The 24,847-nt window shown below is 70.2% G+C and carries 22 protein-coding genes and 1 pseudogene; 14 read left to right on the forward strand and 9 right to left on the reverse strand.

Annotation, left to right across the window (positions count from 1 at the left end):
* Positions 1–28 precede the first annotated feature (28 nt).
* From kdgD to SD455_RS07625, 4 genes are all read right to left on the reverse strand, one after another.
* Positions 29–982: a 5-dehydro-4-deoxyglucarate dehydratase gene (kdgD, locus tag SD455_RS07610; protein WP_445507758.1), complete on the reverse strand. Its 954-nt coding sequence runs from the start codon at positions 980–982 to the stop codon at positions 29–31.
* 120 nt (positions 983–1,102) lie between these two features.
* A complete protein-coding gene (locus SD455_RS07615; protein ID WP_344684799.1) occupies positions 1,103–1,993 on the reverse strand; it encodes a LysR family transcriptional regulator in 891 nt (296 codons plus the stop codon).
* Positions 1,994–2,157: 164 nt separating this feature from the next.
* Positions 2,158–2,859 (reverse strand): FadR/GntR family transcriptional regulator, encoded by a 702-nt coding sequence (locus SD455_RS07620; protein ID WP_445507720.1) that lies wholly within the window; start codon positions 2,857–2,859, stop codon positions 2,158–2,160.
* 14 nt (positions 2,860–2,873) lie between these two features.
* On the reverse strand, positions 2,874–4,007 hold the full coding sequence (locus SD455_RS07625; protein WP_445507721.1) for an L-talarate/galactarate dehydratase: 1,134 nt from the start codon (positions 4,005–4,007) through the stop codon (positions 2,874–2,876).
* Between the two features lie 153 nt (positions 4,008–4,160).
* Between SD455_RS07625 and SD455_RS07630 the strand changes: the two genes are divergently transcribed.
* Positions 4,161–4,409 carry a DUF6480 family protein gene (locus SD455_RS07630; RefSeq protein ID WP_070159784.1) on the forward strand — a complete coding sequence of 83 codons (249 nt, stop codon included), beginning with the start codon at positions 4,161–4,163 and terminating at the stop codon, positions 4,407–4,409.
* 13 nt (positions 4,410–4,422) lie between these two features.
* Here SD455_RS07630 and SD455_RS07635 read toward each other — a convergent pair whose 3' ends face one another.
* Entirely contained in the window at positions 4,423–5,430 is a 1,008-nt protein-coding gene (locus SD455_RS07635; protein ID WP_311025023.1) for a LacI family DNA-binding transcriptional regulator, read from the reverse strand.
* 106 nt (positions 5,431–5,536) lie between these two features.
* On the opposite strand from SD455_RS07635, the gene SD455_RS07640 reads away from it, so the two are divergent.
* Both SD455_RS07640 and SD455_RS07645 read left to right on the forward strand, forming a co-directional pair.
* Positions 5,537–7,210 carry a flavin monoamine oxidase family protein gene (locus tag SD455_RS07640; RefSeq protein ID WP_445507722.1) on the forward strand — a complete coding sequence of 558 codons (1,674 nt, stop codon included), beginning with the start codon at positions 5,537–5,539 and terminating at the stop codon, positions 7,208–7,210.
* A 13-nt stretch (positions 7,211–7,223) separates the two neighbouring features.
* Positions 7,224–8,084: a carbon-nitrogen hydrolase family protein gene (locus SD455_RS07645; RefSeq protein WP_445507723.1), complete on the forward strand. Its 861-nt coding sequence runs from the start codon at positions 7,224–7,226 to the stop codon at positions 8,082–8,084.
* Between the two features lie 63 nt (positions 8,085–8,147).
* Here the strand turns inward: SD455_RS07645 and SD455_RS07650 are convergent, their stop codons facing one another.
* A complete protein-coding gene (locus SD455_RS07650; protein WP_445507724.1) occupies positions 8,148–10,082 on the reverse strand; it encodes an HNH endonuclease signature motif containing protein in 1,935 nt (644 codons plus the stop codon).
* 328 nt (positions 10,083–10,410) lie between these two features.
* Here SD455_RS07650 and SD455_RS07655 point away from each other — a divergent pair, with 328 nt between their 5' ends.
* Together SD455_RS07655 and SD455_RS07660 are read left to right on the forward strand one after the other, a co-directional pair.
* A complete protein-coding gene (locus SD455_RS07655) occupies positions 10,411–10,989 on the forward strand; it encodes a type 1 glutamine amidotransferase domain-containing protein (RefSeq protein WP_085437589.1) in 579 nt (192 codons plus the stop codon).
* Between the two features lie 90 nt (positions 10,990–11,079).
* Positions 11,080–11,436 (forward strand): L-rhamnose mutarotase, encoded by a 357-nt coding sequence (locus SD455_RS07660; RefSeq protein ID WP_070159036.1) that lies wholly within the window; start codon positions 11,080–11,082, stop codon positions 11,434–11,436.
* A 31-nt stretch (positions 11,437–11,467) separates the two neighbouring features.
* On the opposite strand, the gene SD455_RS07665 is transcribed toward SD455_RS07660, so the two are convergent.
* Positions 11,468–12,739, reverse strand: coding sequence for an ABC transporter substrate-binding protein (locus SD455_RS07665; RefSeq protein WP_445507725.1), 1,272 nt, complete (start codon positions 12,737–12,739; stop codon positions 11,468–11,470).
* 327 nt (positions 12,740–13,066) lie between these two features.
* On the opposite strand from SD455_RS07665, the gene SD455_RS07670 reads away from it, so the two are divergent.
* The 7 genes from SD455_RS07670 to SD455_RS07700 all read left to right on the forward strand — a co-directional run bounded on the left by SD455_RS07670 (position 13,067) and on the right by SD455_RS07700 (position 22,762).
* On the forward strand, positions 13,067–14,350 hold the full coding sequence (locus tag SD455_RS07670; protein ID WP_445507726.1) for an MFS transporter: 1,284 nt from the start codon (positions 13,067–13,069) through the stop codon (positions 14,348–14,350).
* A gap of 31 nt (positions 14,351–14,381) precedes the next feature.
* Complete coding sequence (locus tag SD455_RS07675; protein ID WP_445507727.1) at positions 14,382–15,668, forward strand: BNR repeat-containing protein; 1,287 nt, start codon at positions 14,382–14,384, stop codon at positions 15,666–15,668.
* A 71-nt stretch (positions 15,669–15,739) separates the two neighbouring features.
* Positions 15,740–16,906, forward strand: a complete 1,167-nt coding sequence (gene rhaI, locus SD455_RS07680) for an L-rhamnose isomerase (protein ID WP_070159033.1) — start codon at positions 15,740–15,742, stop codon at positions 16,904–16,906.
* On the forward strand, positions 16,906–17,847 hold the full coding sequence (locus SD455_RS07685) for an alpha/beta hydrolase fold domain-containing protein (RefSeq protein ID WP_445507728.1): 942 nt from the start codon (positions 16,906–16,908) through the stop codon (positions 17,845–17,847). The genes rhaI and SD455_RS07685 overlap by 1 nt, the downstream gene beginning before the upstream one ends.
* A 30-nt stretch (positions 17,848–17,877) precedes the next feature.
* Positions 17,878–19,914 (forward strand): bifunctional aldolase/short-chain dehydrogenase, encoded by a 2,037-nt coding sequence (locus tag SD455_RS07690; RefSeq protein ID WP_445507729.1) that lies wholly within the window; start codon positions 17,878–17,880, stop codon positions 19,912–19,914.
* Between the two features lie 28 nt (positions 19,915–19,942).
* On the forward strand, positions 19,943–21,415 hold the full coding sequence (locus tag SD455_RS07695; protein WP_445507730.1) for a rhamnulokinase: 1,473 nt from the start codon (positions 19,943–19,945) through the stop codon (positions 21,413–21,415).
* Between the two features lie 66 nt (positions 21,416–21,481).
* Entirely contained in the window at positions 21,482–22,762 is a 1,281-nt protein-coding gene (locus SD455_RS07700; protein WP_445507731.1) for an alpha-hydroxy acid oxidase, read from the forward strand.
* On the opposite strand, the gene SD455_RS07705 is transcribed toward SD455_RS07700, so the two are convergent.
* Together SD455_RS07705 and SD455_RS07710 are read right to left on the reverse strand one after the other, a co-directional pair.
* Positions 22,722–23,030 carry a hypothetical protein gene (locus tag SD455_RS07705; RefSeq protein WP_445507732.1) on the reverse strand — a complete coding sequence of 103 codons (309 nt, stop codon included), beginning with the start codon at positions 23,028–23,030 and terminating at the stop codon, positions 22,722–22,724. The genes SD455_RS07700 and SD455_RS07705 overlap by 41 nt on opposite strands.
* A 13-nt stretch (positions 23,031–23,043) precedes the next feature.
* The gene (locus SD455_RS07710; protein ID WP_445507733.1) at positions 23,044–23,394 is read right to left on the reverse strand and encodes a hypothetical protein; all 351 of its coding nucleotides are present in this window, start codon (positions 23,392–23,394) and stop codon (positions 23,044–23,046) included.
* Positions 23,395–23,559: 165 nt separating this feature from the next.
* On the opposite strand from SD455_RS07710, the pseudogene gudD reads away from it, so the two are divergent.
* Positions 23,560–23,739: pseudogene (gudD, locus tag SD455_RS07715) on the forward strand (glucarate dehydratase); the annotation flags it as partial.
* 92 nt (positions 23,740–23,831) lie between these two features.
* A complete protein-coding gene (locus SD455_RS07720; protein WP_445507734.1) occupies positions 23,832–24,836 on the forward strand; it encodes an AEC family transporter in 1,005 nt (334 codons plus the stop codon).
* The last annotated feature ends 11 nt before the right edge of the window (positions 24,837–24,847 follow it).

The raw sequence follows: 24,847 nt of genomic DNA on the forward strand, positions 1-24,847 counted from the left end.
GGGTGCGTGGCGTCTGATGTCGATCCTCTCAGACTGCGGAGAGGGCGGGGGAGGGGTTCGCGGGGCGGACACCGGCGGCGTCGATCAGGTCGCGGAGGTCCTGCAGGTCGCCCTCTGTGAGGTCCTGCAGCGGCGGGCGGACCGGGCCGGCGTCGCGTCCCACGGCCTTCAGTCCGCCCTTGACGATGGAGACGCCGTAGCCCTTCACCCGGTCCCGGATCTCCAGGTACGGCAGCACGAAGCGGGTGAGCTTCTCGGTGACGGCGGCACGGTCCTGGCGGCGCACGTCGGCGTAGAACTCCAGGGCGAACTCGGGGACGAAGTTGTACATGGCCGAGGAGTAGGTGCTCATGCCCAGCTGCAGCATCGGCAGGGCGAAGGTCTCGGCGGTGGGCAGTCCGCCCAGGTAGAAGAGCCGGTCGCCGTTGGCGGCGACCACCTTCGTGACGGCCTCGATGTCACCGGTGGCGTCCTTGAAGCCGATGAAGTTCTCGTGCTTCTCCGCCAGCCGGGCGACGGTCTCGGCGGAGTAGACCGCATTGGCGCGGTTGTAGACGATCACGCCGATGTCGGTGGCGGAGCAGACGGCGTCGACGTGGGTCTGCAGGCCCTGCTGGTCGCATTCGGTGAGGTAGGGCGGAAGCAGCAGCAGCCCCTGGCAGCCGGCGGCCTCGGCGGCCTGCGCGTTGGCCACGGCCTGGGAGGTGGACCCTCCGGCGGAGCCGAGCACCGGCACGTGGGCGCCGGCCTCCTCCACCGCGAGCCGCACGACCCGGGCGTTCTCCTCACCGGAGAGGCTGAAGCCTTCGCCGGTGCCGCCCGCGGCGAACAGCCCGGCCACGCCCTGGCGCGCCTGCCAGTTCAGGTGCTCGCGGTACGCGTCCTCGTCCAGGGCGAGGTCCTGGGTGAAGGCGGTGACGGGGAAGGAGAGCAGGCCGTCCTTGAGGTGCTCGGCGAGCTCGAAGGGGGTGAACTGCTGGATGGAGTGCTGGGACACGGGGGGGCCTTCCTGGATCGGGATGCGGCGAGCACCGGGGGCGACTCGTGACCTTCACTGTAGGAAGGCGGTCAGCCGGGCGTCCAAGGCCGCTTCGGCATGAGCTCATGTTGAGCTGACATGACCGTCGAGGGCGGACAGGAGGCGGTGCAGGGCAGGGTTGCGCTGACCCCTGCGCCAGATGGCATGGAGCTCGACGACGTCGGTGGTCTGGTCGGCCAGCGGCAGGTGGGTCACCCCGGCGACGCCCAGGCGCTGGGCGGAGGCGGGCACCAGGGCCACGCCGCGGCCGGCGGCGACCAGGGACACCATGGTGAGGATCTGGCTGACGGTGTGCACCACATTGCCGTGTTGGATGGGCACATTGCGGATGGCGAGGTCGTAGAAGTACCGAGCCTTGGTGGGGGAGTACATGATCAGCGGGACCTCGCGGAGGTCGGCACCGGCGACGGGCCGGTCCAGGGCGGCCAGTGGGTGGCCCTCCGGGACGACCAGCTCGAGGGCTTCGGAGAGCAGCAGGCGGGACTCGAAGAGCTCATGGTCGATGGGCGGGCGGGCCAGGCCCAGGTCGATCTCGCCGTTGATCAGCGAGTCGACCTGCTCCCGGGTCACCTGTTCCCGCAGGTCGACGTCGACGTCGGGCAGCTGCTCGGAGAGGGTGGAGAGCAGGGTGCCCAGCACGGAGAATCCGGACGCGGCGGTGAATCCGATGCGCAGCACGCCGGCCTGACCTCGGGCGATGCGCCGGGCGGTCAGAGGCGCCTGCTCCGCGGAGACCAGCAGCTTGCGGGCGTCGGCGAGGAAGGCCTTGCCGGCGGTGGTGAGGGCGACCTTGCGGTTGTCGCGCTCGATGAGCTGCACCCCGACCGTCTTCTCCAGTTTCTGGATCTGTCGGCTCAGCGGCGGCTGGGTCATGTTGAGGCGTTCGGCGGCGTGGCCGAAGTGCAGCTCTTCGGCGACGGCGACGAAGCTGCGGATCTGGTCCAGCGTGAACACTATGCACTCCAAGTATTGATTAGGTGGTGAGTGATCCCTTCAGTGCATCATGGTGTCATGCGCGTCACAGCCCTTCAAGGCGTCGTGGCTCTGATGCCGAAGGGGCATCGCGTAGTGCAGAATGAGACGTCGCGCAGTGCTGAACGGGTGGTTCGGGAGTGATGTCAGGCCAGGACCCGGCGTCGGGAGGCGGTGAGGTGGGCGCGCATCGCGGAGGACGCCGCCCGGGGATCGGCCTCCGCGATCGCGTCGAGCACCGCATGGTGCTCCGCCAGCGCCGCAGTGGCCGGGGCCTCGCCATCCGGCGACTCGGCGCCCTGTGGTGCTTTCTCCCCGCCCTCCAGCCGGCGGCGCGGCATGGCGATCATGGAGGCCCCGAGCTGCTCGACGGCGGTGAGCAGGTGCGGGTTCCCGGAGGCGGCGGCGATCTCCCGGTGGAAGGCGAAGTCCTGTTCCACCGCCGTGGCCGGATGGGTCGCTCCCGCGGCGAAGGCGGCCAGGGCCGCCCGCAGGTTCTCCAGCTGCGCGGGGCTGCGGCGCTCGGCGGCGAGCGCCGCAGCCTCACATTCCAGCGCCATGCGGAACTCGATGAGCGTCGCGCGCTCCTCCGGGGTCCGGGGCGGGGGCGGGGAACCCTGCGCATGCTCGGCAGGCGGGGTGAGCGCGAAGCTGCCGGCGCCGCGCCGGGTGCGGATCAGGCCGGCGGCCTGGAGCCGCCCGAGCGCCTCCCGCACCACGGTGCGGCTGACGCCATGCTCGGTGATCAGCTCGGCCTCGGAGGGGAGCTTCTGGCCGACGGTGATCTCGCCGTCGAGGATCTGGCGACGCAGGGTTTCGGTGAGCCGGGCGGTGCGGTTGGTGCTCATAGGCCGATTCTGCCTCAGCGGGTGCCGAACTCCACGGTCTCGGTGGTCCAGGCGCGGGCCTGCTCGCTCAGCGTGATGCCCAGTCCGGGGCGGTCAGGCACCATCATGCGGCCGTCGGCGATCTCCAGGCGCTCCTCGAACAGCGGGTTCAGCCAGTCGAAGTGCTCCACCCATGGTTCGGTGGGGTAGGCGGCAGCCAGGTGCAGGTGGATCTCCATGGCGAAGTGCGGGGCCAGTGTGAGCCCAGCATGGTGGGCGAGTCCGGCCAGTCGCAGGAACTGGGTGATGCCACCGACGCGCGGGGCGTCGGGCTGGATGATGTCGCAGGCGCGGGCGGCGATGAGCCGCTCATGCTCGGCAACTGAGGCCAGCATCTCTCCGGTGGCGATGGGGGTGTCCAGTGCGGAGGCCAGGGCGGCGTGGCCCTCGGCGTCATAGGCGTCCAGCGGCTCCTCGATCCAGATGAGGTCGAACTCCTCCAGGCGGCGGCCCATGCGCAGGGCGGTGGCCCGGTCCCACTGTTGGTTGGCGTCCACCATGAGCGGAGTGTCGGGGCCGAGGTGTTCGCGGACGGCGGTCACTCGGCGGAGGTCCTCGGCGGTGTCCGGCAGGCCGACCTTGATCTTGATGCCGCCGATTCCGGCGGCCAGCGACTCATCCGCCCGGGCGGTGATCTCCTCCACCGAGGCGTGCAGGAAGCCTCCGGAGGTGTTGTAGGTGCGCACCGAGTCTCGGTGGGCGCCGAGCAGCTTGGCCAGAGGGAGCCGGGCGCGGCGGGCCTTCAGGTCGTACAGAGCGATGTCGAGCGCGGCCAGGGCCTGGGTGGCCACCCCGGAGCGGCCGACGGAGGCGCCGGCCCAGAGCAGCTTGTCGTAGAGCTTGGCGATGTCGTTCGGGTCCTCGCCGAGGGCGTTCTCGGCGACCTCTCGGGCGTGGGCGTACTGGGCGGGGCCGCCGGCGCGCTTGGAGTAGGAGAAGCCGACGCCCTCGTGGCCCTGCTCGGTGGTGATCTCCGCGAAGAGGAAGACGACCTCCGTCATGGGCTTCTGCCGACCGGTGAACACTTTGGCGTCGGAGATGGCGGTGGCCAGGGGCAGGGTGGCAGTGGAGAGGCGGATGTGGCGGATGGTGTCGGGAGTGTAAGCCATGCCACAGATCGTACAAGTCGACTACTTGTATGACTACTGCCGGTCGTGCATGACGCGATGCCAGTACGGTGAATCTCCAGCGGGGTGCTGGTCCCGTGACGCCGACGGGCGGGGCCGCCTACAGTGGCTCTCCCGACCAGGATGGAGGAGATCATGAGTCCAGCCTCGACGCCCCAGAAAGGTCGCCCCGGTCCCGAGCCGGAGGAGACTCCGGGTCTGGAGCCTGGAGGCGGTGTGCCGCCGGGCGAGACGCCGCCCGAGTCGGGGAGCACCGCGGAGGCCCATCCCGAGACTGCGCCTCGTCGGCCGCCGCGGGCGAAGGCCGTCGTGACGGTCATCGCCGTGCTGGTAGGACTCCTGCTGCTGGTCTTCCTCGGCTACATCGCCGGCATCCTCGGCTGACCGGCGGCTGAGCTCAGGCTCCGACCGTGGACTCCCGCGGCACCAGGGTGGGAGTGAACACCGGGTGCTGGACCGGGGAGTCAGGGTCGTCGATCGCTGCGACCAGCAGCTCAGCGGCCCGCTCACCCATCTCCGCGGCGGGCTGCCGCACCGAGCTGATCGGAACCGTTGCGGAGGCGGCGAACTCGATGTCGTCGTAGCCGATCAGCGCGATGTCCTCGGGGACGCTCACGCCGGTCCGTGCCAGCTCCTGGAGCACCCCCAAGGCGACCAGGTCGTTGGTCGCGAAGATCGCGTCCGGCCGCTGCCCGGAGGGCAGGTCCAGCAGCTCGCGGGTGGCCTGCCGACCCGACCCGACGTCCATCGCGCCGGTGTCGCACATCCGCACCGAGACGCCGTCGTGCTCCGCCGCCGCGGCCTCGGCGCCGGCCAGACGGTGGGCCACCTGCCGAATGCCCATCGGACCGCCGATCACTGCGATCCGTCGGCGCCCCTGGGCGATCAGGTGCTCGGCGGCCAGGCGGCCCCCGAGCCGGTCATCGGTGGAGACGGAGGAGAACTCGTCGGCCCCGGACTTGCGATCCACGATCACCACGGCGGTGCCGTGCTCCTTGAGCCGACGCAGCCGGGCGAGCACGTCGCCCACCGGGGAGATGAGCAGTCCGGAGACGCGCTGCTCCTCGAACAGCCGGAGGTGGGTCAGCTCCCGCTGGCGGTCCTGCCCGGAGTTGCCCAGCAACAGGGGCCGGTTCATCTCGCCGAGGCTCTTCTCGGCGCCGGAGGCCACATCGGCGAAGAACGGGTTCGCGACGTCGAGGACGATCATGCCGACCGCGCGATTCTGCCGCTGACGCAGCTGCCGGGCAGCCTCGTTGCGCACGTAGCCCAGCTCCTCGATGGCGGCCTGGACGCGCTCGCGGGTGGTCTCGGAGACCTTCTCCGGATGGTTCAGGGCGTTGGAGACCGTGGCCGGCGAGACGCCGGCACGTGCCGCGACGTCCCGCACTTGAGCCATAGCCATGGGGACAGAATACCCATCCCGTCCCGGGCGGGGGCGATTCCGACCTCGCATGGCTCAATGCCTTCAGTGTTGCTAGCATCACATCGGACTGACCAGGGAGGATGCGATGACGCAGACGGCACACCGGTTGACGGCCTTCGGCCCGGACTTTCCGTTCCCCTATGACCGGTGGCTGGAACACCCCGCGGGGCTGGGCCAGGTTCCCGCCGAGGCCCATGGACGGGAGGTGGCGATCATCGGCGGCGGCATCGCTGGTCTGGTGGCCGCCCATGAGCTGATGCGCCTGGGGCTGCGCCCGGTGGTCCATGAGGCCGAACGGCTCGGCGGCCGGCTGCGCTCCGAGGCGTTCCGCGTCCCCGGGGAGGAGGACTCCCAGGTGATCGCCGAGCTCGGCGGGATGCGGTTCCCCCGCTCCTCCGCGGCGTTCTTCCACTACGTGGACCTCCTGGGCCTGGAGACCGCTCCCTTCCCGAACCCGCTCACCGAGGCGGCCGGCAGCACCGTCATCGAGCTGGGCGGGCAGGCCTGGTACGCCCGCACCCTGGAGGACCTGCCCGCGCTGTTCCAGGAGATCGCCCAGGCCTGGGACGGCGCCCTGGACTCGGTGCTGCACCTGAGTGCCCTGCAGGAGGCCATGCGTCGTCGTGATGCCGCCGCGGTCAAGCAGATCTGGGACGAGCTGGTGCCCGCCTGGGACGACCACAGCTTCTACGAGTTCATCGCCTCCTCTGAGGAGTTCTCCCGGCTCTCCTTCCGGCACCGGGAGGTCTTCGGCCAGGTGGGGTTCGGCACCGGCGGCTGGGATTCCGACTTCCCCAACACCATGTTGGAGATCCTCCGCGTGGCGGTCTGCGAGTTCGACGACGACCAGCACCTCATCCGCGGCGGCGTCGAGCAGGTCCCCCGCGGCCTGTGGGCCCAGCCGGTGGACGACGCCGCCCACTGGCCGGCCGGCACCTCGCTGGCGGATCTGCATGGCGGACAGCCCCGGGGTGCGGTGACCCGGGTGTTCCGGGCCGAGGACGGACGTTTCGCCGTCGTCGACCAGACCGGGGAGGAGCGCCGCTACGACGCCGTGCTGGCGACCTGCCAGTCCTGGCTGCTGACCACCCAGGTGGAGGTGGAGGAGGAGCTGCTCTCCCAGGACCTGTGGATGGCGCTGGACCGCACCCGCTACATGCAGTCCGCGAAGACCTTCGTCATGGTGGACCGCCCCTTCTGGCGGGACGTGGACCCGGAGACCGGACGGGAGGCGATGAGCATGACGCTGACCGACCGGCTCACCCGGGGGACCTATCTCTTCGACGACGGCCCCGACCGGCCGGGGGTGATCTGCCTGAGCTACTCGTGGATGAGCGACGCCCTGAAGATGCTCCCGCACCCCGTGCAGCGGCGAGTGGACCTGGCCCTGGACGCCCTGAGCAGGATCTACCCGGACGTGGACATCCGCTCCCACGTGGTGGGGGAGCCGATCACCGTCTCCTGGGAGAACGACCCCTATTTCCTGGGGGCGTTCAAGGGGGCGCTGCCGGGGCACTACCGATACAACGAGCGCATGTACTCGCACTTCGTCCAGCGGGGCCTCCCGGAGTCCGAGCGCGGCATCTTCCTGGCCGGAGACGATATCTCCTTCACCCCCGCCTGGGCGGAAGGGGCGGTGCAGACCGCGCTCAACGCCGTCTGGGGGATCATGACGCACTTCGGTGGGCGGAGCGCCGCTGAGAATCCCGGGCCTGGTGATGTGTTCGACGAGCTGCGGCCTGTGCGGCTCCCGGACTGAGGCGGGTGTGGAGATGACGGCTGAGGAGACGGGGGCTGAGGAGGCTGGGGCGGCCGAGTCCCTCACCCTGGCGCTGGCGCAGGTGCCGCCGGTGGAGATCGGCGACGATGCCGTCGAGCGTGCGCTGGCGCGGACGGAGCGGCTGGCCGCCGAGGCCGCGGCGGCCGGTGCGGACCTGCTGGTGCTGCCGGAGATGCACCTGAGCGGCTACGCCATCGGTCGGGGCGCTGTGGAAGCCGTCGCCCAGGAGCCGGGCGGGCCGGCGCTGACACGGATGGCGGAGATCGCCAGGGCCCACGGTGTGGCGATCTGCCACGGATTCCCTGAGCGCGACGGCCAGCGGGTGTACAACAGTGCGGCGTTCATCGATGAGCAGGGCACGGAGCTGCTGCGCTGGCGGAAGCTGCATCTGTTCGGGGATGTCGATGCGCGGCAGTTCGACAGGGCTGGTGCTGCTGGGGCGGGGCTGACCGACGCAGGACTGGTGGCGGACTGGCGCGGCTGGAGCGTCGGCCTGGCCATCTGCTATGACATCGAGTTCCCCGAGACCGCGCGGCGACTCGCGCTCGCCGGGGCCGACCTGGTGGTGGTGCCGACGGCGAACATGGTCGGGTTCGAGGCGGTCTCGCGCCTGCTGGTGCCGGCCCGGGCCCTGGAGAACCAGTTGTATGTGGCCTACGCGAACTACACGGGTGAGGACCCGGAGTTCCAGTACAGCGGGCTGAGCCTCATCGCCGGGCCTGACGGCGCTCCCGTCGTGGCGGCCGGGGCGGGAGAAGAGCTGCTGATCGGTCGGATCAGTGCTGAGCGGCTGGTCGCCTCGCGCTGCGCGAACCCGTATCTGGAGGATCGGCGCGGCGACATGCTCGGCTGAGGCGGTCAGGCAACGGGGAGTGCGTCAGGGCGGCAGCGTGGCTGTCGGCAGCTCACGTGTGGCTCAGTGGTGTCGTCTGTCGGCGTCGTAGAGGATGGCCACTGTCGCACCGGACCCCGGGGTGGTGTGGCGGGCTGCGATGAGGTCGTTGTGCCGCTGTGGCGCGAGGATATGCCGCTGTCGTCCCGGGGGTCGGGCAGGCGGCAGTCGGTGAGAGCGCAGCCCGGGATACGGCAGTGAAGACGTCGACCGCTGCGATGGTGGTGGCCCCTGTGATGGTGGTGGCCCCTGTGGTGGGGGCGGCGCCGGAGCCTGCGGCGGTGGTGGGGCGGTGGTGTCCGGTGCTGCCTGCTCGGGTTCGGGCAGGGTGAGCAGTCCGTGGGATTTCAACCGGTGGTGGCGTCGGCACAGGGCCTGCAGGTTGGCCCCGCTGGTGGGGCCTGCTGGGTACGGGGTCCGGTGGTCGAGATCGCAGCGCTGCGCGGGGATGGTGCACCCGGGGGCTTGGCAGGTCCCGTCGCGGAAGATGATGGCATCGCGCAGCCGGGCAGGTGGGTGCCGGCCGGTGGAGGTGATCGCCAGGATGTCCGGAGAAACGTCCCTTGCGCCGGGCTGTGAGCTGGTGCTGGGTCCGGTGCTGGGTCCGGCGCTGGGTTGAATCGGCCTGGTGGTCGGGCTGGTGGTGGCGTGGTACCAGTCGTGGGCGGCGCGGGGGTCACCGGCGAGGTGGCGGGCATCGCTGGCCGGGATCACCCAGTGCCGATCGGCACTGATGCCCGGGTCCTGACTGTGTCCGGTCAGGGTGGTCTCAGGGACCATGACCGCGATCTTCGCCTCCACCGGGGCACCCTCCACTCGACCCTCAAGCAGCCAGGCGGCGAACAGGTCGGCCTCCAACTGAGCCAGAGTCCGAGGATCCGCGCCGTCTGCGGGTGGAGCCTCGAAGCGGTCGGAGTCTCCGGGGGCGGGGGTCTCACCGGGAAGGATCTCAGGACCGTCCTGGACCTGGAGGGGAATGGCGCCGCTGGTCGCCGGGTCAGGGACGGGCAGCTCGGGGTACTCAACGGGCAACACCTGCTGGACCGGGTAGCACCCCGGGCTCTGGGTCTCGGTCGCCTCGGTCGTCTCGGTCGTCCCGGTGATCCCGGCTTCACTCGTGGTGCGGGTGTGGGTGGTGCAGTCAGTGTTGGTCTCTGCTGGGGCGGGGATGCTGTGGTGCTGGTGGCCGCGGGCCACCGCGCGGAGCCGATTCGCGATCGCGGCGGCCGCCACCGTGGGCAGCCGGGCCTCGAGGTAGCTCATGGCGTGGTCGTCGTGCTGGATGCGTACCCATCGATCCGCCCGGGCGCGGTCGCAGTCGGCTTGGTATTGGACGGGGTCCAGGGTGGCGGTGTAGCGGCGCAGCCAGGCCCGCAGCTCACCGAGGCTCATCCGGGCTGCGGCAACTGCCGCCGCGGTGTCGAAGTCCTCGAGGTGCGCGGCCCGGATCAGGGTGGTGGCGGTGGTGGTGATCGCGCGCAGTCGGGCGGTGTCGATGACCCCGGCGGTGTAGGCCTTCCAGGTGGCAGAAAGTTGCTGGCGGGCGGTGCGGGCGGCGGTGAGCATCCCCGAGGCTACCTGCTCGCTGACCCCCAGGGTGGCGGCGGTGTCACCGGTGGCGGCGTCCCAGATGGCGCGGCGGGTGTGATGGTCGAGTCCGGCGGCGTCAGCTTCTCGGGCTCTGCGGTCTTGGTAGGCCAGCAGGCCGGTCAGGGCTTGGGCTTCGGTCTGTCGGGTGGTGATGATCAGTTCTCGGGCGGCGGCGAGTTCTGGTTCGCGGGCTAGGTGCGCGGCTCGGGCGGGCCAGAACACGGGTCCAGCAACACCAGAACCAGAACCACCAGCAGCACCAGCGGCAGCACCAGAACCAGCGGCGGCAGCAGCGTGACCGGAACGACGGGCGTCGTCGTGCTGGTCGTGCTGGTCTGGGTGCTGGTTCACCCCGTCCTGGTCTTCCATGTCTCCCACGCTATCCACCCCCTCTGACACGTCCCGGAGAGGCTGAATCTGACCTCCAGATCGCCCCGCCTCGGCTGTGCCTCCGGCGCGTTCCGATCTCCTCCGGTGTGCTCCAGACCCTACGACCACGCACTGACGCAGCCGGAAATGGCCACGTCGCCCCCTCGCCGTCGTTCCCCGCCCTGCACAGCAGATGAACAGCTCCTGCGAATTGCGTGAATCTGGGAACAGTCTCCTGGGCCCGCGCGTTCTGTACGGATGGAACCCGTGATCCCGCCGCACCGTGGCCCTCACCGCGGACGGCGGTTCCGACGAGAGGAGTTCACTGATGACCCACCACACCGAGTCAGTCGCCCCCGAGGGCATCTCGATCGACGGCAAGACCATCGCACTGCTGGTGACCGACGGCGTGGAGCTGCCGGAGCTCACGGAGCCGCTGGCGGCAATCCGTGGGGCGGGAGGTACCCCGAAGATCGTGTCTCCGAAGGAGAGCTCCCTTCAGGCCATGAAGGGGGACTGGGAGCACGCGGACCACTTCGACGTCGACCATCAGCTCGGCACCGTCAGTGCCTCCGACTTCGACGCGCTGGTGCTGCCCGGCGGCACGCTCAATGCTGACTCCCTGCGCATCGATGAGAAGGCCCAGGAGTTCGTCTCCGGCTTCTTCAGCGAATCCAAGCCGGTGGCGGCGATCTGTCACGGTCCCTGGATCCTCACCGAGGTCGGCCAGGTTTCCGGCCGGCGGATGACCAGCTACGCAGCGCTGCGTACAGACCTGAGCAATGCCGGGGCGCAGTGGGTGGACGAGGAGGTCGTCGTCGACGGCGGCGTGGTCACCTCCCGCACTCCGAAGGATCTCGACGCCTTCAACCGCGCCTTCCTGGAGCTCGTCGCGGCAAGGGCCTGAGTCTTTCAGGGGCCGCTCGTTCCGCCTCTGGAGTTTCAGCCTCAGAAGTGAAACGATTCACGTCACGTGAAGCTCACCTGAGGAGGACCCATGCGTCGCGTCTGTTTCCAGCTGCAGGTCAGGCCGGACCGGATCGAGGAGTATACGGAGCGTCATGCCGCCGTCTGGCCGGAGATGCTGCGGGCGCTCAAGCGCTCCGGCTGGCACAACTACTCCCTGTTCCTGCGGGAGGACGGTCTGCTCATCGGCTACGTCGAGGTGGAGTCTCTGGAGGCCGCTCAGGCGGCCATGGAGGCCGAAGAGGTCAATGCCCGGTGGCAGGCGGAGATGTCCGAGTTCTTCGTCGAGCTCGACGGAGCCCGTCCGGACACCGGATTCCTGGAGCTGAGGGAGGTCTTCCATCTGGAGGACCAGCTCACCGACGCCGACGACGACGGCGCCCGCTGACGCCGCCGCCGAAGGGCAGGGGTGCTCGTGCTCACTCGCCGACGGCGGCCCGTGCTTCCGTCAGCCACTGTTCCGCCGCGTCCTCCGGTGAGGCGCCGTGGTGCAGCAGCTGGTCGATGACCCGCGGGGTGATGTCCTCGATCGCCGTGGAGCCGGCCGGGCCGATCCAGCGGGGAGCAGGGTCACGCTCCGCGACCTCCTCCACATAGTCCACCTCGGCCTGCTGGTTCTCGTCCAGGGAGCCCTCGAGGGTCTCGCGCATGGCGGGACTGTCCGGGACTCCGCGTTCCAGTCCCAGGATCTCCACGGCCTGCTCGGAGTTGACCAGGAAGTCGACGAGCTGCGCTGCGGCGTCGGGGTCCGGGGTGTCGGCGGCGATCGCATAGAACTGTGAGGACTGCTGCCAGACGCCGGGGGTCGACGACTCACCGGGCAGCGGCCACAGCTCGAGGTCCTCGCCCACGGACTGGGAGAACGTGGAGAGGAAATTGCTCCAGTCGATGGTCATCGCGACCTGGCCGGTGGCCAGCAGCGTCTCCTCCGGGGCCGCGCCCTCCTGCTCAGTGATCACGCTGGCGGGTGGGGCGGCGCCGTCGTCGACCATCTGCTGCATGCGGGTGAACATGTCCTCCAGCGCCTCCGCAGAGACTCCGACCTGGCCGTCGTCGGTGTAGAGCACCTCGCCGTGCTGGCGGGCGAACACTTCCACGGTGTCGTGGTCGAACCCGTCGGCGCCGTAGACGTCGGTGTTCTCGGCGATCTCGGCGGAGATCTCCTGGAAGTCGTCCCAGGTCCAGGTCTGCGGATCCGGCAGCTCCACCCCGGCGTCCTCGAAGATGGTGGGGTTCACCAGGACTGCCAGCGCGTTGCTGCCGGTGGACAGCGCGTACTGGGTCCCGTCGATCTGCCCGTTCTCCAGGGCGCCGTCGTCCAGGGTGCTCATGTCCAGGGTCTCGCTGACGGTCTCCAGGTCCAGCAGGGCGCCGCGGTCCGCGTACTCGCCGGGGTAGGCGCCGCCGAGGGTGAAGACGTCCGGGGCGTCTCCGCCGGCGACGGCGGTGGCCAGCCGGTCGAAATGGCCAGCGGTGTCCGAGGACTCTCCGGAGACGGAGATCCCGGTCTCGGATTCGAAGACCTCGAGCGCCTCCTGAGTGAGCTGGTTGCGCTCGGTGCTGCCCCACCAGGCGAAGCGGAGGCCGCCGTCGGCATCCGGGGATCCGCAGGAGGTCAGGGTCAGGGTGACGACGGCGCCGAGCGCGGCGGTTGCGGGGAGCGTGCGGCGGGTGGGTGATGGGTGGGTCATGGTGTCCTCACGGGGCTCGTGTTCAGAGGGAACGGTTCTCCGCGCCGTGGGTGTCGGTGCCTGCGAGCCCTGTCCTCGCGACCCGGCGTGGTGCGAGTCACAGTAGCCCTGGATTTTGTTCTTCCACAAGGCAAAAACTCGAATCCATCATTCCTTGTGGGAATGGCTCCATGTGTGACGCGTTGGTCAATCTCTGCCGCCGTCCCGCGAAGGTCTGTCGACATGCCTTGTGAAACGATTCAATCTGTCCTAGCCTGGGTGTGCTCCATCACGTGATCCACGTCAAAGCCGACGATCACAGCTCCTCCGCGACGAAGGGAGTCTCCTGTGCCCGAGACCCTGAATCCCGCCCAGCGACGACGCGCCTGGTGGACCGCCGGTGTGGCGGGAATGGCCTCCTACATGGATGCCGGCGCCATCGTCACCACCGGAACGGCCCTGGTGCTCTACCGGGAGGAGTTCGGGTTCACGGAGTTCCAATACGGTCAGCTCTCCGCGCTGCTGACGGCGATGATCGCCGTCGGGGCACTCATCGGCGGGCCGCTGGCCGACCGGTTCGGGCGCCGCCGGGTCTTCACGCTGACGCTCTTCGTCTACATCCTGGCTGCGGCCATCCTCGTCTTCGCCCCGGGTGCGGGCTGGCTGTACGTGGGCATCCTGCTGCTCGGCTTCTCCTCCGGGGCGGATCTGCCGCCGTCGCTGGCCATGATCGCCGAATCCGCGCCTGACGGGGAGGAGGGCAAGTTCGTCACCCTCTCCCACGCGCTGTGGATGATCGTGATCCCCATCGTCAACGTCATCGGCATCTTCGTGGGTGACCTCGGCGCGGACGGGGCGCGGCTGATGTACGCGCACCTGCTGCTCGTCGCCGTCGTCGTGCTGGTCCTGCGCTGGCGCCTCCCAGAGTCTCCGCTGTGGCAGGAGAAGCGGGAGGCGGTGCGCACCGGAAGCATCGACAGGGCCAGCCTCAAGGTGCTGTTCGGGCCCACCTACCTGTGGGCGCTGATCGGCGTCTCGCTGTTCTACGGGATCCAGAACATCGCCGCGAACTCCAACGGCCAGTACGCCATCTACCTGTTCACCGACGTCGGCGGGGCCACCGTCTCCACGGCCTCGTTGCTCAATGTGATCGCGGTGATCATCGGTCTGGGCGGGACCTTCCTGGTCATGCGCTTCAGTGACACCCCGCTGCGCATGCCGCTGTTCCTGCTCGGCACCGTGCTCGCCGTGGCCGCCTGGGTGCTGCCCGGTCTGCTGGGCGTCACCACGGCGACCGTCTTCCTCATGGCCGCCCTGTTCTGGTTCGCGCAGCAGCCCTCCGGTGAGCCGCTGTTCAAGATCTGGTCCCAGGAGATCTTCCCCACCGAGTATCGCAGCGCCGCCCAGGGCATCGCGATCGCCTTCACCCGCGCCGTCGCCGCCGGTGCGGCCCTGGTGACGCCGCTGATCATCGAGCAGAGCGTCCCCCTGTTCTTCTACTGCATCGCCGGAGTTCTGCTCACCGCCGGACTGATCGGATGGTTCTGGGTCTCCCGGATGCCTCAGGTCATCCACCAGGAGAAGGCCGCCGGGCCGCAGAGCGCCCGGGTGCTGGCGGAGCAGGCGAAGTAACCCTATGGACGGATCAGGCGTGCGGTCAGAGGTGGGTGAGGCATGGGCCGGGATGTACGTCGGGTTCGCCCTGCTGACCTCCGGGGCCGACCAGTACGTGGGGTACTGGGACGCTCAGCGGCGCCTCGTCGTCGCTCATCGACAGCTCGACGGCGACAGCCCCTGGGTCCGGCAGGTGCTCGACGAGACGCTCGGCTGGGACTCGCACAACCACATCTCCCTGGGTCTGGACCGCGGCGGCCACCTGCATGTCTCCGGCAACATGCACAACGACCCGATGGTCTACTTCCGCACAAGGGTGCCCGGCGACGTCGGCACGCTCACGCGGTACGACCACCTTGTGGATCCTGGGACCGAGGGGTCGGTGACGTACCCGGAGTTCGCGCACCGTCAGGACGGCCGTCTGGTGTTCAGCCACCGCAACGGCGGCTCGGGCGACGGGGCCACGTATGTGAACATCTACGATGAGGCCGCTCAGTCCTGGAGGCGTCTCCTGGAGACGCCGCTCTTCGACGGTTCGGACCGCGACGGCCGCGGGTCTTGGAGCGCGTACCCGCAGGGGCCCGAGCTGGGACCTGACGGGTGGTTCCACCTGCTGTGGATGTGGCGGGAGACTCCCGACGCCGCGACCAACTCCCTGCTGACCTACGCGCGCAGCCGGGACCTGGTCTCCTGGGTCGATGCGCACGGTCGTCCCGTGGAGGTGCCGTTCACCTATGGCACGGGAGATCTGGTGGATCCCGTCCCGCCGCGCGGGGGCCTGTTGAACGGCAACGCACGGCTCGGCTTCGGCGCCGACGGGAGCGTCCACGTGATCTACCACAAGTACGACGCCGACGGCCTCTCCCAGATCTGGGCCGCCCGGCCAGGCGGTGTCGAGTCCATCGGGGCGCCAGGGTCCTCCTGGGAGATCCGGCGGCTCACCGAGTGGGAGAGGCGGTGGGACTTCGGCGGTCACGGGACGCTCGACTTCGAGGTCGAGGTGTTCGGCTCGGAGGCCCAGCCGGATGGTCGCGTGCGCGTCGACCTCCGGGCCTTCGGAGAGCGACGCAGCATCGTCATGGATCAGGAGCTGCGAGCTCTGGGGGAGGGGCCCACGTCCCCCTGGCCGGACGGGCTCGACGTGGTGCGCGGCGACTTCCCGGGGCTGCAGGTGAATATGCTGCACGGCCGGGGAGTCGGCTCCGGCGGAGGGCGGTACGTGCTGCGCTGGGAAAGCCTGCCGGAGAACCGGGACCGGCCCTATGCGGATCACCCGCAGGGCGGACCGTTGGAGGTGGTGCGCCTGCCTGAGGTGCAGGACGGGCCCGCCGGTTGACACGCCTGTGACCATCATCATACGATGCTCGCAGGTTTTGAAACGATTTACTACCGGCAGGACTGAGGACCATGACGACATTCGCAGAGATCGCTCCGCAGCTGGAGGGCCAGGCGATCGAGGTGCCCTCCTGGGCCTACGGCAACTCCGGGACGCGGTTCAAGGTCTTCGGCACGGCCGGCACCCCGCGCACGGTGGAGGAGAAGATCGCCGACGCCGCCACGGTGAACCGCTTCACCGGTCTGGCGCCGAAGGTCGCGCTGCACATTCCGTGGGACCTGGTGGACGACTTCGCCGCGCTGCGCCGCTATGCCGAGGACCTGGGCGTGGAGCTGGGCACCATCAACTCCAACACCTTCCAGGACGACGACTACAAGTTCGGCGGTCTGACCCACCACGACCCCGCCATCCGGCAGAAGGCGATCGACCACCACCTGCAGTGCCTCGAGGTCATGAACGCCACCGGATCGCGGGATCTGAAGATCTGGCTGGCCGACGGTTCCAATTATCCGGGACAGGCGGACATCCGCGGTCGCCAGGACCGGCTGGCCGAGTCCCTGCAGACCATCTATGCCCAGCTCAGCGGCGACCAGCGCCTGGTGCTGGAGTACAAGTTCTTCGAGCCGGCGTTCTACCACACCGACGTCCCGGACTGGGGCACTGCACTGGCGCACGTGCAGGCCCTCGGGGACAACGCCACCGTCTGCCTGGACACCGGGCATCACGCCCCGGGCACCAACATCGAGTTCATCGTCGCCCAGCTGCTGCGGCTCGGGAAGCTCGGCGCCTTCGACTTCAACTCCCGGTTCTACGCCGACGACGACCTGATCGTCGGCGCGGCCGACCCCTTCCAGCTCTTCCGCATCCTCTTCGAGGTCATCCGCGGCGGCGGCTACGGCCCGGGCTCCGAGGTCGCCTTCATGCTGGACCAGTGCCACAACGTGGAGAAGAAGATCCCGGGCCAGATCCGCAGCGTGCTCAACGTCCAGGAGATGACGGCCCGCGCACTGCTGGTGGACCGTGAGGTGCTCGGGCAGGCTCAGCAGGCCGGAGACGTGCTGGGCGCCCACGAGGTCTTCATGGACGCCTTCTACACCGACGTCCGCGCTGACCTCGCCGCCTGGCGGGAGTCCCGCGGGCTGCCGGCGAACCCGATGCGAGCCTACGCCGAGTCCGGCCACCAGGAGCAGATCGAGGCCGAGCGCGTCGGCGGCACCCAGGTGGGCTGGGGCGCCTGATGCGCGCCGCCGTCGGGGCTCTGGACGCCGTCGAGGCGCAGGACCACACGCTGGCCGGCCCGCACGGGTCGCTGCCGGTGCGTCTCTACCGCAGGCAGCCCCCTGCGGCGGCGCAGCCGGGACCGGCGCTGGTGTGGGCCCACGGCGGCGGCTTCGCCTACGGCGACCTGGAGATGGCCGAGGCCGACTGGGTGGCCCGATCCCTGGCCGCCCGCGGGATTCCCGTCGTCTCCGTCGACTACCGGCTGGCTCCGCCGTTCGAGGCTCTCGACGCCGCTGACCTGCACCAGGGCGAGCCCGAGACTGGAGTGCGCTTCCCTGTGCCGGGGGAGGAGCTGGCGGCGGCCTTCGACTGGACCCGCGCGCAGGCCGTCGAGATCGGGGCGGACCCGGAGCGGATCAGCCTCGGTGGAGCGAGCGCCGGCGCGAACCTGGCCGCCGGCGTCGTGCTGACCCGCCTGGCCCGGACCACGGGCGACGACGACGAGCACCCCGCCCGGCCGCTGCCGGCCCATCTGCTCCTCGCCTACCCCACCCTGCACGCCGTCCAGCCACCTACGCCTGCGGATCTCCGCGCGCTCCTCGACGCCGATCCGGAGGCCGACCGCTTCGGCCCCGAGCCGGTGCGCCGCATGTACGAGAACTACCTGGGCCGGCCGGCCGAGGACGCCCCCGTGGCCGCCGTGCCCGGGACCGCCGACGTCGGCCAGCTGGCCGGGCACCCGCCGACCACCCTCGCCACCGGCGAGGTCGACGAGCTGCGCGTCTCCGCCGAGACCTACGCGGAGTCCCTGCGGCAGGCCGGCGTCGACGTGGACCTCCGGATGGTGCCCGGCGTCCGGCACGGCCATCTCAACCGGCCCCACGAAGGGCCAGCGGCCGCACAGGCGGCGCAGCAGACCATCGAGCAGTTCGCCGCGCGGCTGCTCCGCACGCCCTGAGACCCTGACTCACCCACAGAAGGATCACTCATGACGAACCCCACCGTCGCTGACCTCATCACCCGGTCCAACCGGCTCGGAGCCGACCCGAAGAACACCAACTACGCCGGCGGCAACACCTCCGCCAAGGGCGTCGACGTCGACCCTGTCACTGGGGAGGAGGTCGAGCTGCTCTGGGTCAAGGGCTCCGGCGGCGACCTCGGCACCCTGAAGGAGTCCGGCCTGGCCACCCTGCGCCTGGACCGCATGCGCGCCATGGTGGGCACCTACCCGGGCGTGGAACGCGAAGATGAGATGGTCGCCGCCTTCGACTACTGCCTGCACGGCAAGGGCGGGGCCGCGCCGTCGATCGACACCGCCATGCACGGGCTGGTGGACGCCGCCCATGTGGACCACCTGCACCCGGACTCGGGCATCGCGATCGCCACCGCCGCCGACGGCGAGGAGCTGACCCGCACCATCTTCGGGGACAAGGTCGTCTGGGTGCCGTGGCGCCGTCCCGGGTTCCAGCTGGGCCTCGACATCGCCGAGATCAAGGAGAAGAACCCGCAGGCGATCGGCTGCATCCTGGGCGGCCACGGCATCACCGCCTGGGGCGACACCTCCGAGGAGTCCGAGCAGAACTCCCTGTGGATCATCGACACCGCCGCCGCCTATATCGAGAAGCACTCCCGGCCGGAGCCCTTCGGCCCGGCGCTGGACGGCTACGGCGCCCTGCCCGCGGATCAGCGCCGCGCCAAGGCCGCCGCGCTGATGCCCACCATCCGCGCCATCGCCAGTGCGGACAAGCCGCAGGTCGGCCACTTCTCCGATGACGACGTCGTCCTGGACTTCCTCTCCCACGCCGAGCACCCGCGACTCGCGGAGCTGGGCACCTCGTGCCCGGACCACTTCCTGCGCACCAAGGTCAAGCCGCTGGTGCTGGACCTGCCCGCAGACGCCGCCGTCGATGACGCCAAGGCCCGTCTGCTGGAGCTGCACGAGGCCTACCGGAAGGACTACCAGGCCTACTACGACCGTCACGCCGACGCGGACAGCCCCGCGATCCGCGGCGCCGACCCGGCGATCATCCTCATCCCCGGGGTGGGCATGTTCTCCTTCGGCAAGGACAAGCAGACCGCCCGGGTGGCCGGCGAGTTCTACCTCAACGCCATCAACGTGATGCGCGGCGCCGAAGGGCTGTCCCGCTACGCGCCCATCGACGAGCGGGAGAAGTTCCGCATCGAGTACTGGGCGCTGGAGGAGGCCAAGCTGCAGCGCATGCCGAAGCCCAAGCCGCTGGCCACCCGCATCGCGCTGGTGACCGGGGCCGCCTCCGGCATCGGCAAGGCCATCGCCACCCGTCTGGCGGCTGAAGGCGCCGTCGTCGCCATCGCAGACCTGGATCTGGAGAAGGCCCAGGCGGTCGCCGCCGAGCTGGGCGGCCCGGACAAGGCCATCGGCGTCGCCGCCGACGTCTCCGACGAGGCCGCCGTGCAGGCCGCCGTCGATGAGACCCTGCTGGCGTTCGGAGGGCTGGACATCGTGGTCAACAACGCCGGCCTCTCGCTGAGCAAGTCCCTGCTGGAGACCACCGCCAAGGACTGGGATCTGCAGCACAACGTGATGGCCAAGGGCTCCTTCCTGGTGTCCAAGACGGCGGCGAAGGCGCTCATCGACCAGGGCCTGGGCGGAGACATCCTCTACATCTCCTCGAAGAACTCCGTGTTCGCCGGCCCGAACAACATCGCCTACTCCGCCACCAAGGCCGACCAGGCCCACCAGGTGCGGCTGCTGGCCGCCGAGCTGGGAGAGCACCAGATCCGCGTCAACGGCATCAACCCCGACGGCGTGGTGCAGGGCTCCGGCATCTTCTCCTCCGGCTGGGGCGCCAACCGAGCCAAGACCTACGGCATCGAGGAGAAGGACCTGGGCAGGTTCTACGCCCAGCGCACCATCCTCAAGCGCGAGGTGCTGCCGGAGAACGTCGCCAACGCGGCCTTCGCCCTGGTCAGCTCGGACCTGTCCCACACCACCGGGCTGCACGTGCCGGTCGACGCCGGCGTCGCCGCCGCCTTCCTGCGCTGAGCCGCAGCCCGAGCGAGAGGCAGACTCGATGAGCACGACGACGCAGCCGACCACCCAGCATGCGGCCGTGGACCTCGGCGCCTCCAGCGGGCGCGTGGTCCTGGGTCAGGTGGGTCCGGACACGCTGCAGCTGACGGAGGTGTCCCGCTTCTCCAACGGGCCGGTGCACCTGCCCGACGGGCTGCGGTGGGACCTCATCGGCCTGTTCGACCACGCCCTGACGGGGCTGGGCGAGGCGGTCCGTGTCGCCGACGACGACGGCGGCCTCGCCTCGGTGGGCATCGACTCCTGGGCGGTGGACTACGGTCTGCTGGCCCGCGCGGCCGGCGACGGCGGCCTGGCCCTGCTGGGCGCCCCGTTCCACTACCGGGACGAGCGCACCGCCGCCGGTGTGGAGGCGGTGCACCGACGGGTCCCCTTCGCCGAGCTGTACCGGCGCAACGGTCTGCAGTTCCTCCCGTTCAACACCCTCTACCAGCTGGCCGCCGACGAGCTGCTGGCCGGGCCGGCGGGGGCGGCCGTGGAGCGCGCCCTGCTGGTGCCCGACCTGCTGGGCCAGTGGCTCACCGGCGAGGCGACGGCGGAGGCCACCAACGCCTCCACCACCGGGCTGGTCAACGTGGACACCCAGGACTGGGACCATGAGCTGATCACGACACTCGGGCTGCCGGCCGGGCTGTTCCCGGACATCGCCGCACCCGGCACCACGCTGGGGGAGACTCGTGACCAGCTGGCCCCGTTCCTGGGCGGACAGCGGCTGCCGGTGACCCTGGTGGGGTCCCATGACACCGCCAGCGCGATCGTCGGCACCCCGCTGTCCTCCCCGCACGCCGCCTACATCTCCTGCGGCACCTGGGGGCTGGTGGGGCTCGAGCTGGATCAGGCCGTGGTCACCGAGGCCAGCCGGGAGGCGAACTTCACCAATGAGGGCGGCGTGGACGGCCGCTTCCGCTTCCTCACCAACGTGATGGGCACCTGGCTGCTCTCTGAGACCCTGCGCACCTGGGAGCGTCAGACCGGCCGGGCCCAGGACCTGGGGGCGCTGCTGGAGGCCGCGGAACAGGTGCCCGCCGCCGACGTCGTGATCATCGACGTCCAGGACGAACGCTTCGTCGCCCCCGGCGACATGCCCGCCCGGATCGCGGACTGGTGCACCGAGCACGACCAGCCGACCCCCGGCTCCGAGCCCGCCCTGGTGCGCTGCATCGTGGAGTCCATCGCCGCAGGCTTCGCCCGCGCCCTCGACGACGCCGCCCGGCTGGCCGAGAGGAGGGTCGACGTCGTGCACGTGGTCGGCGGAGGGTCGCTGAACGCCCTGCTGTGCCAGGCCACGGCGGACCGCAGCGGTCTCGACGTCGTCGCCGGCCCGGTGGAGGCCACCGCCATCGGCAACCTGCTCATCCAGGCGCGCACCGCCGGGACGCTCAGCGGTGAGCTGGAGGACCTGCGCGAGCTGATCACCCGCAGCCACTCGCCGACCACGTACCGTCCGCAGGTGTGACGAACCCCCTCAGCAGCTGGATGTACCGTGATGCGCAGCAGCATCACCTCACGAAGAAGGAGCCCCATGGTTGAGCGTCGTCTCCCCAAGCCCCGTGACCTTGCGCCGCTGATGCAGTTCAAGAAGGTCGACTTCAACGCGAGCCGTCGTCGGCTGAACGCGGCGCTGACCATCGAGGATCTGCGCCGGATCGCGAAGCGGCGGACCCCGAAGGCCGCCTTCGACTACACCGACGGCGCGGCCGAGGGCGAGCTCTCCATGCACCGGGCGCGGCAGGCCTTCGAGGACGTGCAGTTCAACCCCTCGATCCTGCGGGACGTCTCCGCAGTGGACACCTCCACCACGATCTTCGGCGGGCCCTCGGCCCAGCCCTTCGGGATCGCGCCCACCGGGTTCACCCGGCTCATGCAGACCGAAGGCGAGACTGCCGGGGCCTCGGCCGCCGGCGCGGCGGGGATCCCGTTCACGCTCTCCACGCTGGGAACCACCTCCATCGAGGATGTGAAGAAGGCCAACCCGCACGGGCGGAACTGGTTCCAGCTGTACGTGATGAAGCAGCGGGAGATCTCCTACCGCCTGGTGGAGCGCGCCGCGGCCGCCGGATTCGACACCCTGTTCTTCACCGTGGACACCCCGGTGGCCGGAGCCCGGCTGCGGGACAAGCGCAACGGGTTCTCCATCCCGCCGCAGCTGAGCCTGGGCACCGTGATCAACGCGATCCCGCGGCCCTGGTGGTGGATCGACTTCCTGACCACCCCGCCGCTGGAGTTCGCCTCGCTGTCCTCCACCGGGGGGACCGTCGGCGAGCTGCTGGACTCCGCCATGGACCCGTCCATCAGCTTCGAGGACCTGACGATCATCCGGGAACTGTTCCCCGGCAAGATCGTCGTCAAGGGCGTCCAGAACGTGGAGGACGCCAAGACCCTGGCGGATCTGGGCGTCGACGGCATCGTGCTCTCCAACCACGGAGGCCGCCAGCTGGACCGGGCGCCGATCCCGTTCCACCTGCTGCCTGAGGTGGTCCGCGAGGTCGGAGACGACCTCGAGGTCACCATGGACACCGGCATCATGAACGGCGCCGACGTCGTCGCCGCCCTGGCCATGGGGGCGAAGTTCACCTTCGTGGGGCGGGCCTACCTGTACGGGCTCATGGCCGGCGGCCGCGCCGGCGTGGACCGGACCATCGAGATCCTCAGTGAGCAGGTGGAGCGGACCATGCGGCTGCTGGAGGTCTCCACGGTCGAAGAGCTCGAGCCGAAGCACGTCACTCAGCTGCAGCGCCTGGTGCCGCGGGAGGCGTCGACGGTCAGGACGCCGAGCCGTGGGCGGCCATCGTCAGCAGGCTGAACAGCGTCATGGCGATGACCGCCAGGATGAGGATGCCGACGACGATCTCGATCCACGCCACCACGACCACCCAGCGGAGGGGCTCGCCTCCCAGGCGCCGGGTCCTGCGCACCAGGATCAGCGCCAGGGGCCCCAGAAGCATCGGCAGGAGCACCAGCCCCACCAGGACGGTCACGACGGCGCGGTCCGCCGCCCGCTGAGCGGCGGTGAAGCGGTGGACCGGAGGGGCCGTGGGTGCGAGCGCGCTGTGCTGCTGCGAGCAGGTCATGGAGCTGCCCTCCTCACAGTCCGCCGGTGGCCAGGATGATGAGCCCCAGCACCACCGGGATCAGCGTCAGCACACCGATCGCCAGGGATATCCACCCGAGCACCAGGCCGGACAGAGCGCGGTGGCCGTTCCGCCGCGCCCGGACGGCGAATCCGATGGCGACCGGCCCCAGCACGATGTGCAGGAAGAACAGCCCCACGATGCCCAGCGCCAGGGAGACCGACGCATCACGCTCGGCATTCTGAGCCTGCGGGTTCGGCGGCGGAGGCATGGGCGGTCCGGCCGGTGGAGGGGCGGGCAGCGCCCCCTGCGGAGGGGCGGGCATCGGGATCTGACCTGGAGTCACATGCGGTGGCTGGCTCATGCCTCCACGGTAGCCAGATCCGAGGGGCCTGGCAGGCCCCCACCGGCAGCCTGTGGAAAACGCGACTGGGGAGGGCCTGGAGGGGAGGGCCCAGGGATCAGCGCCCGGCGTCGGAGGGCTCCCGGGCGGGCTCCTCGCCGGGCACCGCCAGCAGGTCAGGACGACGGCGCCATCGCCGTGCCGCAGCGGCCCGGGCTCGGCGTGGACCTGGACCGGAATCGCCTGGAGGAGGCCCATGAGCTCTACCTGCGGGAAGGGCTCGGTGCCCGCGACGACGCGGTGGCCATGCAGTATCTCGTCCCGGGCTGGGAGTTCGATCCCAAGCGTCCCTGCCTGCTGCGCTGACCTTCCTGCTGAGCTGACCTGCAGAGGTGGCGCGCTGTAGGGTGCGGGTGGATGCTCCGCCGCCGGCGGGCACGGCCAGCGAAGGAGGGTGAGTGGAGGGCGTTCTCCTCGGTTTCAGCGTGGTGGCGGTGCTCGTGCTCATCGGCGCCGGCACCGCGGCGATCGCCCCGCAGAAGGCCCGCTCTGCGCAGCGCGGGGTCACGCCGTTGGTCTACTACATCACCAACCCGTGCCTGATGGTGGTGCTGGTCTCCCAGACGGATGTCCGCATGGTGGCCGGACTGTACGCGCCGCTGGCGCTCGGCATCGCCGGGATCACCGCCGTGGTCTTCTCCGCCTATGGCCTGCTGGCGCTGCGACGACGCCGACGTCGGCCGATGCCCGACGGCGACGGCGCCAGAGCCAGCGCCCGTGACGGTGGCGCGTCGGGTGCCGCCACCGGTGCCGACGTCGCGGTGGGAGCGATGGCCTCCTGCTACGTGAACGCGGGCAACATCGGGGTGCCGATCGCCCTGTACATGGTGGGTACCACGGCTCCGGTGGTCTCGGTGCTGCTGGCCCAGCTGCTGGTGCTCGCCCCGCTGTTCCTCACGCTCTTCGGGCTGCTCGGGCGTTCCGGCGGGCCCTCCCGGGCCCGGACCATCCTGGGCTCCATGCTGAACCCCGTCACGCTGGGCGTCCTGATCGGGGCGGTCCTCTCCCTGCTGGACCGGCGGCCGCCCGAGGTGATCTGGGAGCCGGTCCGGATGCTGGGGGAGGCCTCCATCCCGCTGATGCTGCTGATCTTCGGGATGGCGCTGTGGCAGGAGCGGCCCTTCGCCGTGCGGGAGCGCCGGGCCGACGCCGTGGTGGGCACCGTGTGCAAGGTCGCCGTCATGCCGGTGGTCGCATGGGCGCTCGCCGGCCCGGTCTTCGGGCTGACCGGTGCCGAGCTGCTGGGAGTAGTGGCGATGGCGGCGCTGCCCACCGCGCAGAACGTGTTCGTCTTCGGCCTTCACCACGGGATGCCGGTCACCGTGGCCAAGGACGTCACCTTCGCCAGCTCGCTGCTGAGCCTGCCGGTGGTGCTGCTGGCCGCCTGGCTGCTCGGCGTGTGATGCGGATCAGC

Source organism: Nesterenkonia sp. K-15-9-6 (assembly GCF_052656005.1).

Coding starts and splice junctions, on each gene's coding strand:
- SD455_RS07635 (WP_311025023.1), bottom strand. CDS start 5,430: ATGGCTATGGCTCAAGTGCGGGACGTCGCGGCACGTGCCGGCGTCTCG.
- SD455_RS07685 (WP_445507728.1), top strand. CDS start 16,906: ATGCGCGCCGCCGTCGGGGCTCTGGACGCCGTCGAGGCGCAGGACCAC.
- SD455_RS07690 (WP_445507729.1), top strand. CDS start 17,878: ATGACGAACCCCACCGTCGCTGACCTCATCACCCGGTCCAACCGGCTC.
- SD455_RS07640 (WP_445507722.1), top strand. CDS start 5,537: ATGACGCAGACGGCACACCGGTTGACGGCCTTCGGCCCGGACTTTCCG.
- SD455_RS07695 (WP_445507730.1), top strand. CDS start 19,943: ATGAGCACGACGACGCAGCCGACCACCCAGCATGCGGCCGTGGACCTC.
- SD455_RS07650 (WP_445507724.1), bottom strand. CDS start 10,082: ATGGAAGACCAGGACGGGGTGAACCAGCACCCAGACCAGCACGACCAG.
- SD455_RS07710 (WP_445507733.1), bottom strand. CDS start 23,394: ATGAGCCAGCCACCGCATGTGACTCCAGGTCAGATCCCGATGCCCGCC.
- SD455_RS07655 (WP_085437589.1), top strand. CDS start 10,411: ATGACCCACCACACCGAGTCAGTCGCCCCCGAGGGCATCTCGATCGAC.
- rhaI (WP_070159033.1), top strand. CDS start 15,740: ATGACGACATTCGCAGAGATCGCTCCGCAGCTGGAGGGCCAGGCGATC.
- SD455_RS07630 (WP_070159784.1), top strand. CDS start 4,161: ATGAGTCCAGCCTCGACGCCCCAGAAAGGTCGCCCCGGTCCCGAGCCG.
- SD455_RS07625 (WP_445507721.1), bottom strand. CDS start 4,007: ATGGCTTACACTCCCGACACCATCCGCCACATCCGCCTCTCCACTGCC.
- SD455_RS07645 (WP_445507723.1), top strand. CDS start 7,224: ATGACGGCTGAGGAGACGGGGGCTGAGGAGGCTGGGGCGGCCGAGTCC.
- SD455_RS07705 (WP_445507732.1), bottom strand. CDS start 23,030: ATGACCTGCTCGCAGCAGCACAGCGCGCTCGCACCCACGGCCCCTCCG.
- SD455_RS07665 (WP_445507725.1), bottom strand. CDS start 12,739: ATGACCCACCCATCACCCACCCGCCGCACGCTCCCCGCAACCGCCGCG.
- SD455_RS07620 (WP_445507720.1), bottom strand. CDS start 2,859: ATGAGCACCAACCGCACCGCCCGGCTCACCGAAACCCTGCGTCGCCAG.
- SD455_RS07700 (WP_445507731.1), top strand. CDS start 21,482: ATGGTTGAGCGTCGTCTCCCCAAGCCCCGTGACCTTGCGCCGCTGATG.
- SD455_RS07660 (WP_070159036.1), top strand. CDS start 11,080: ATGCGTCGCGTCTGTTTCCAGCTGCAGGTCAGGCCGGACCGGATCGAG.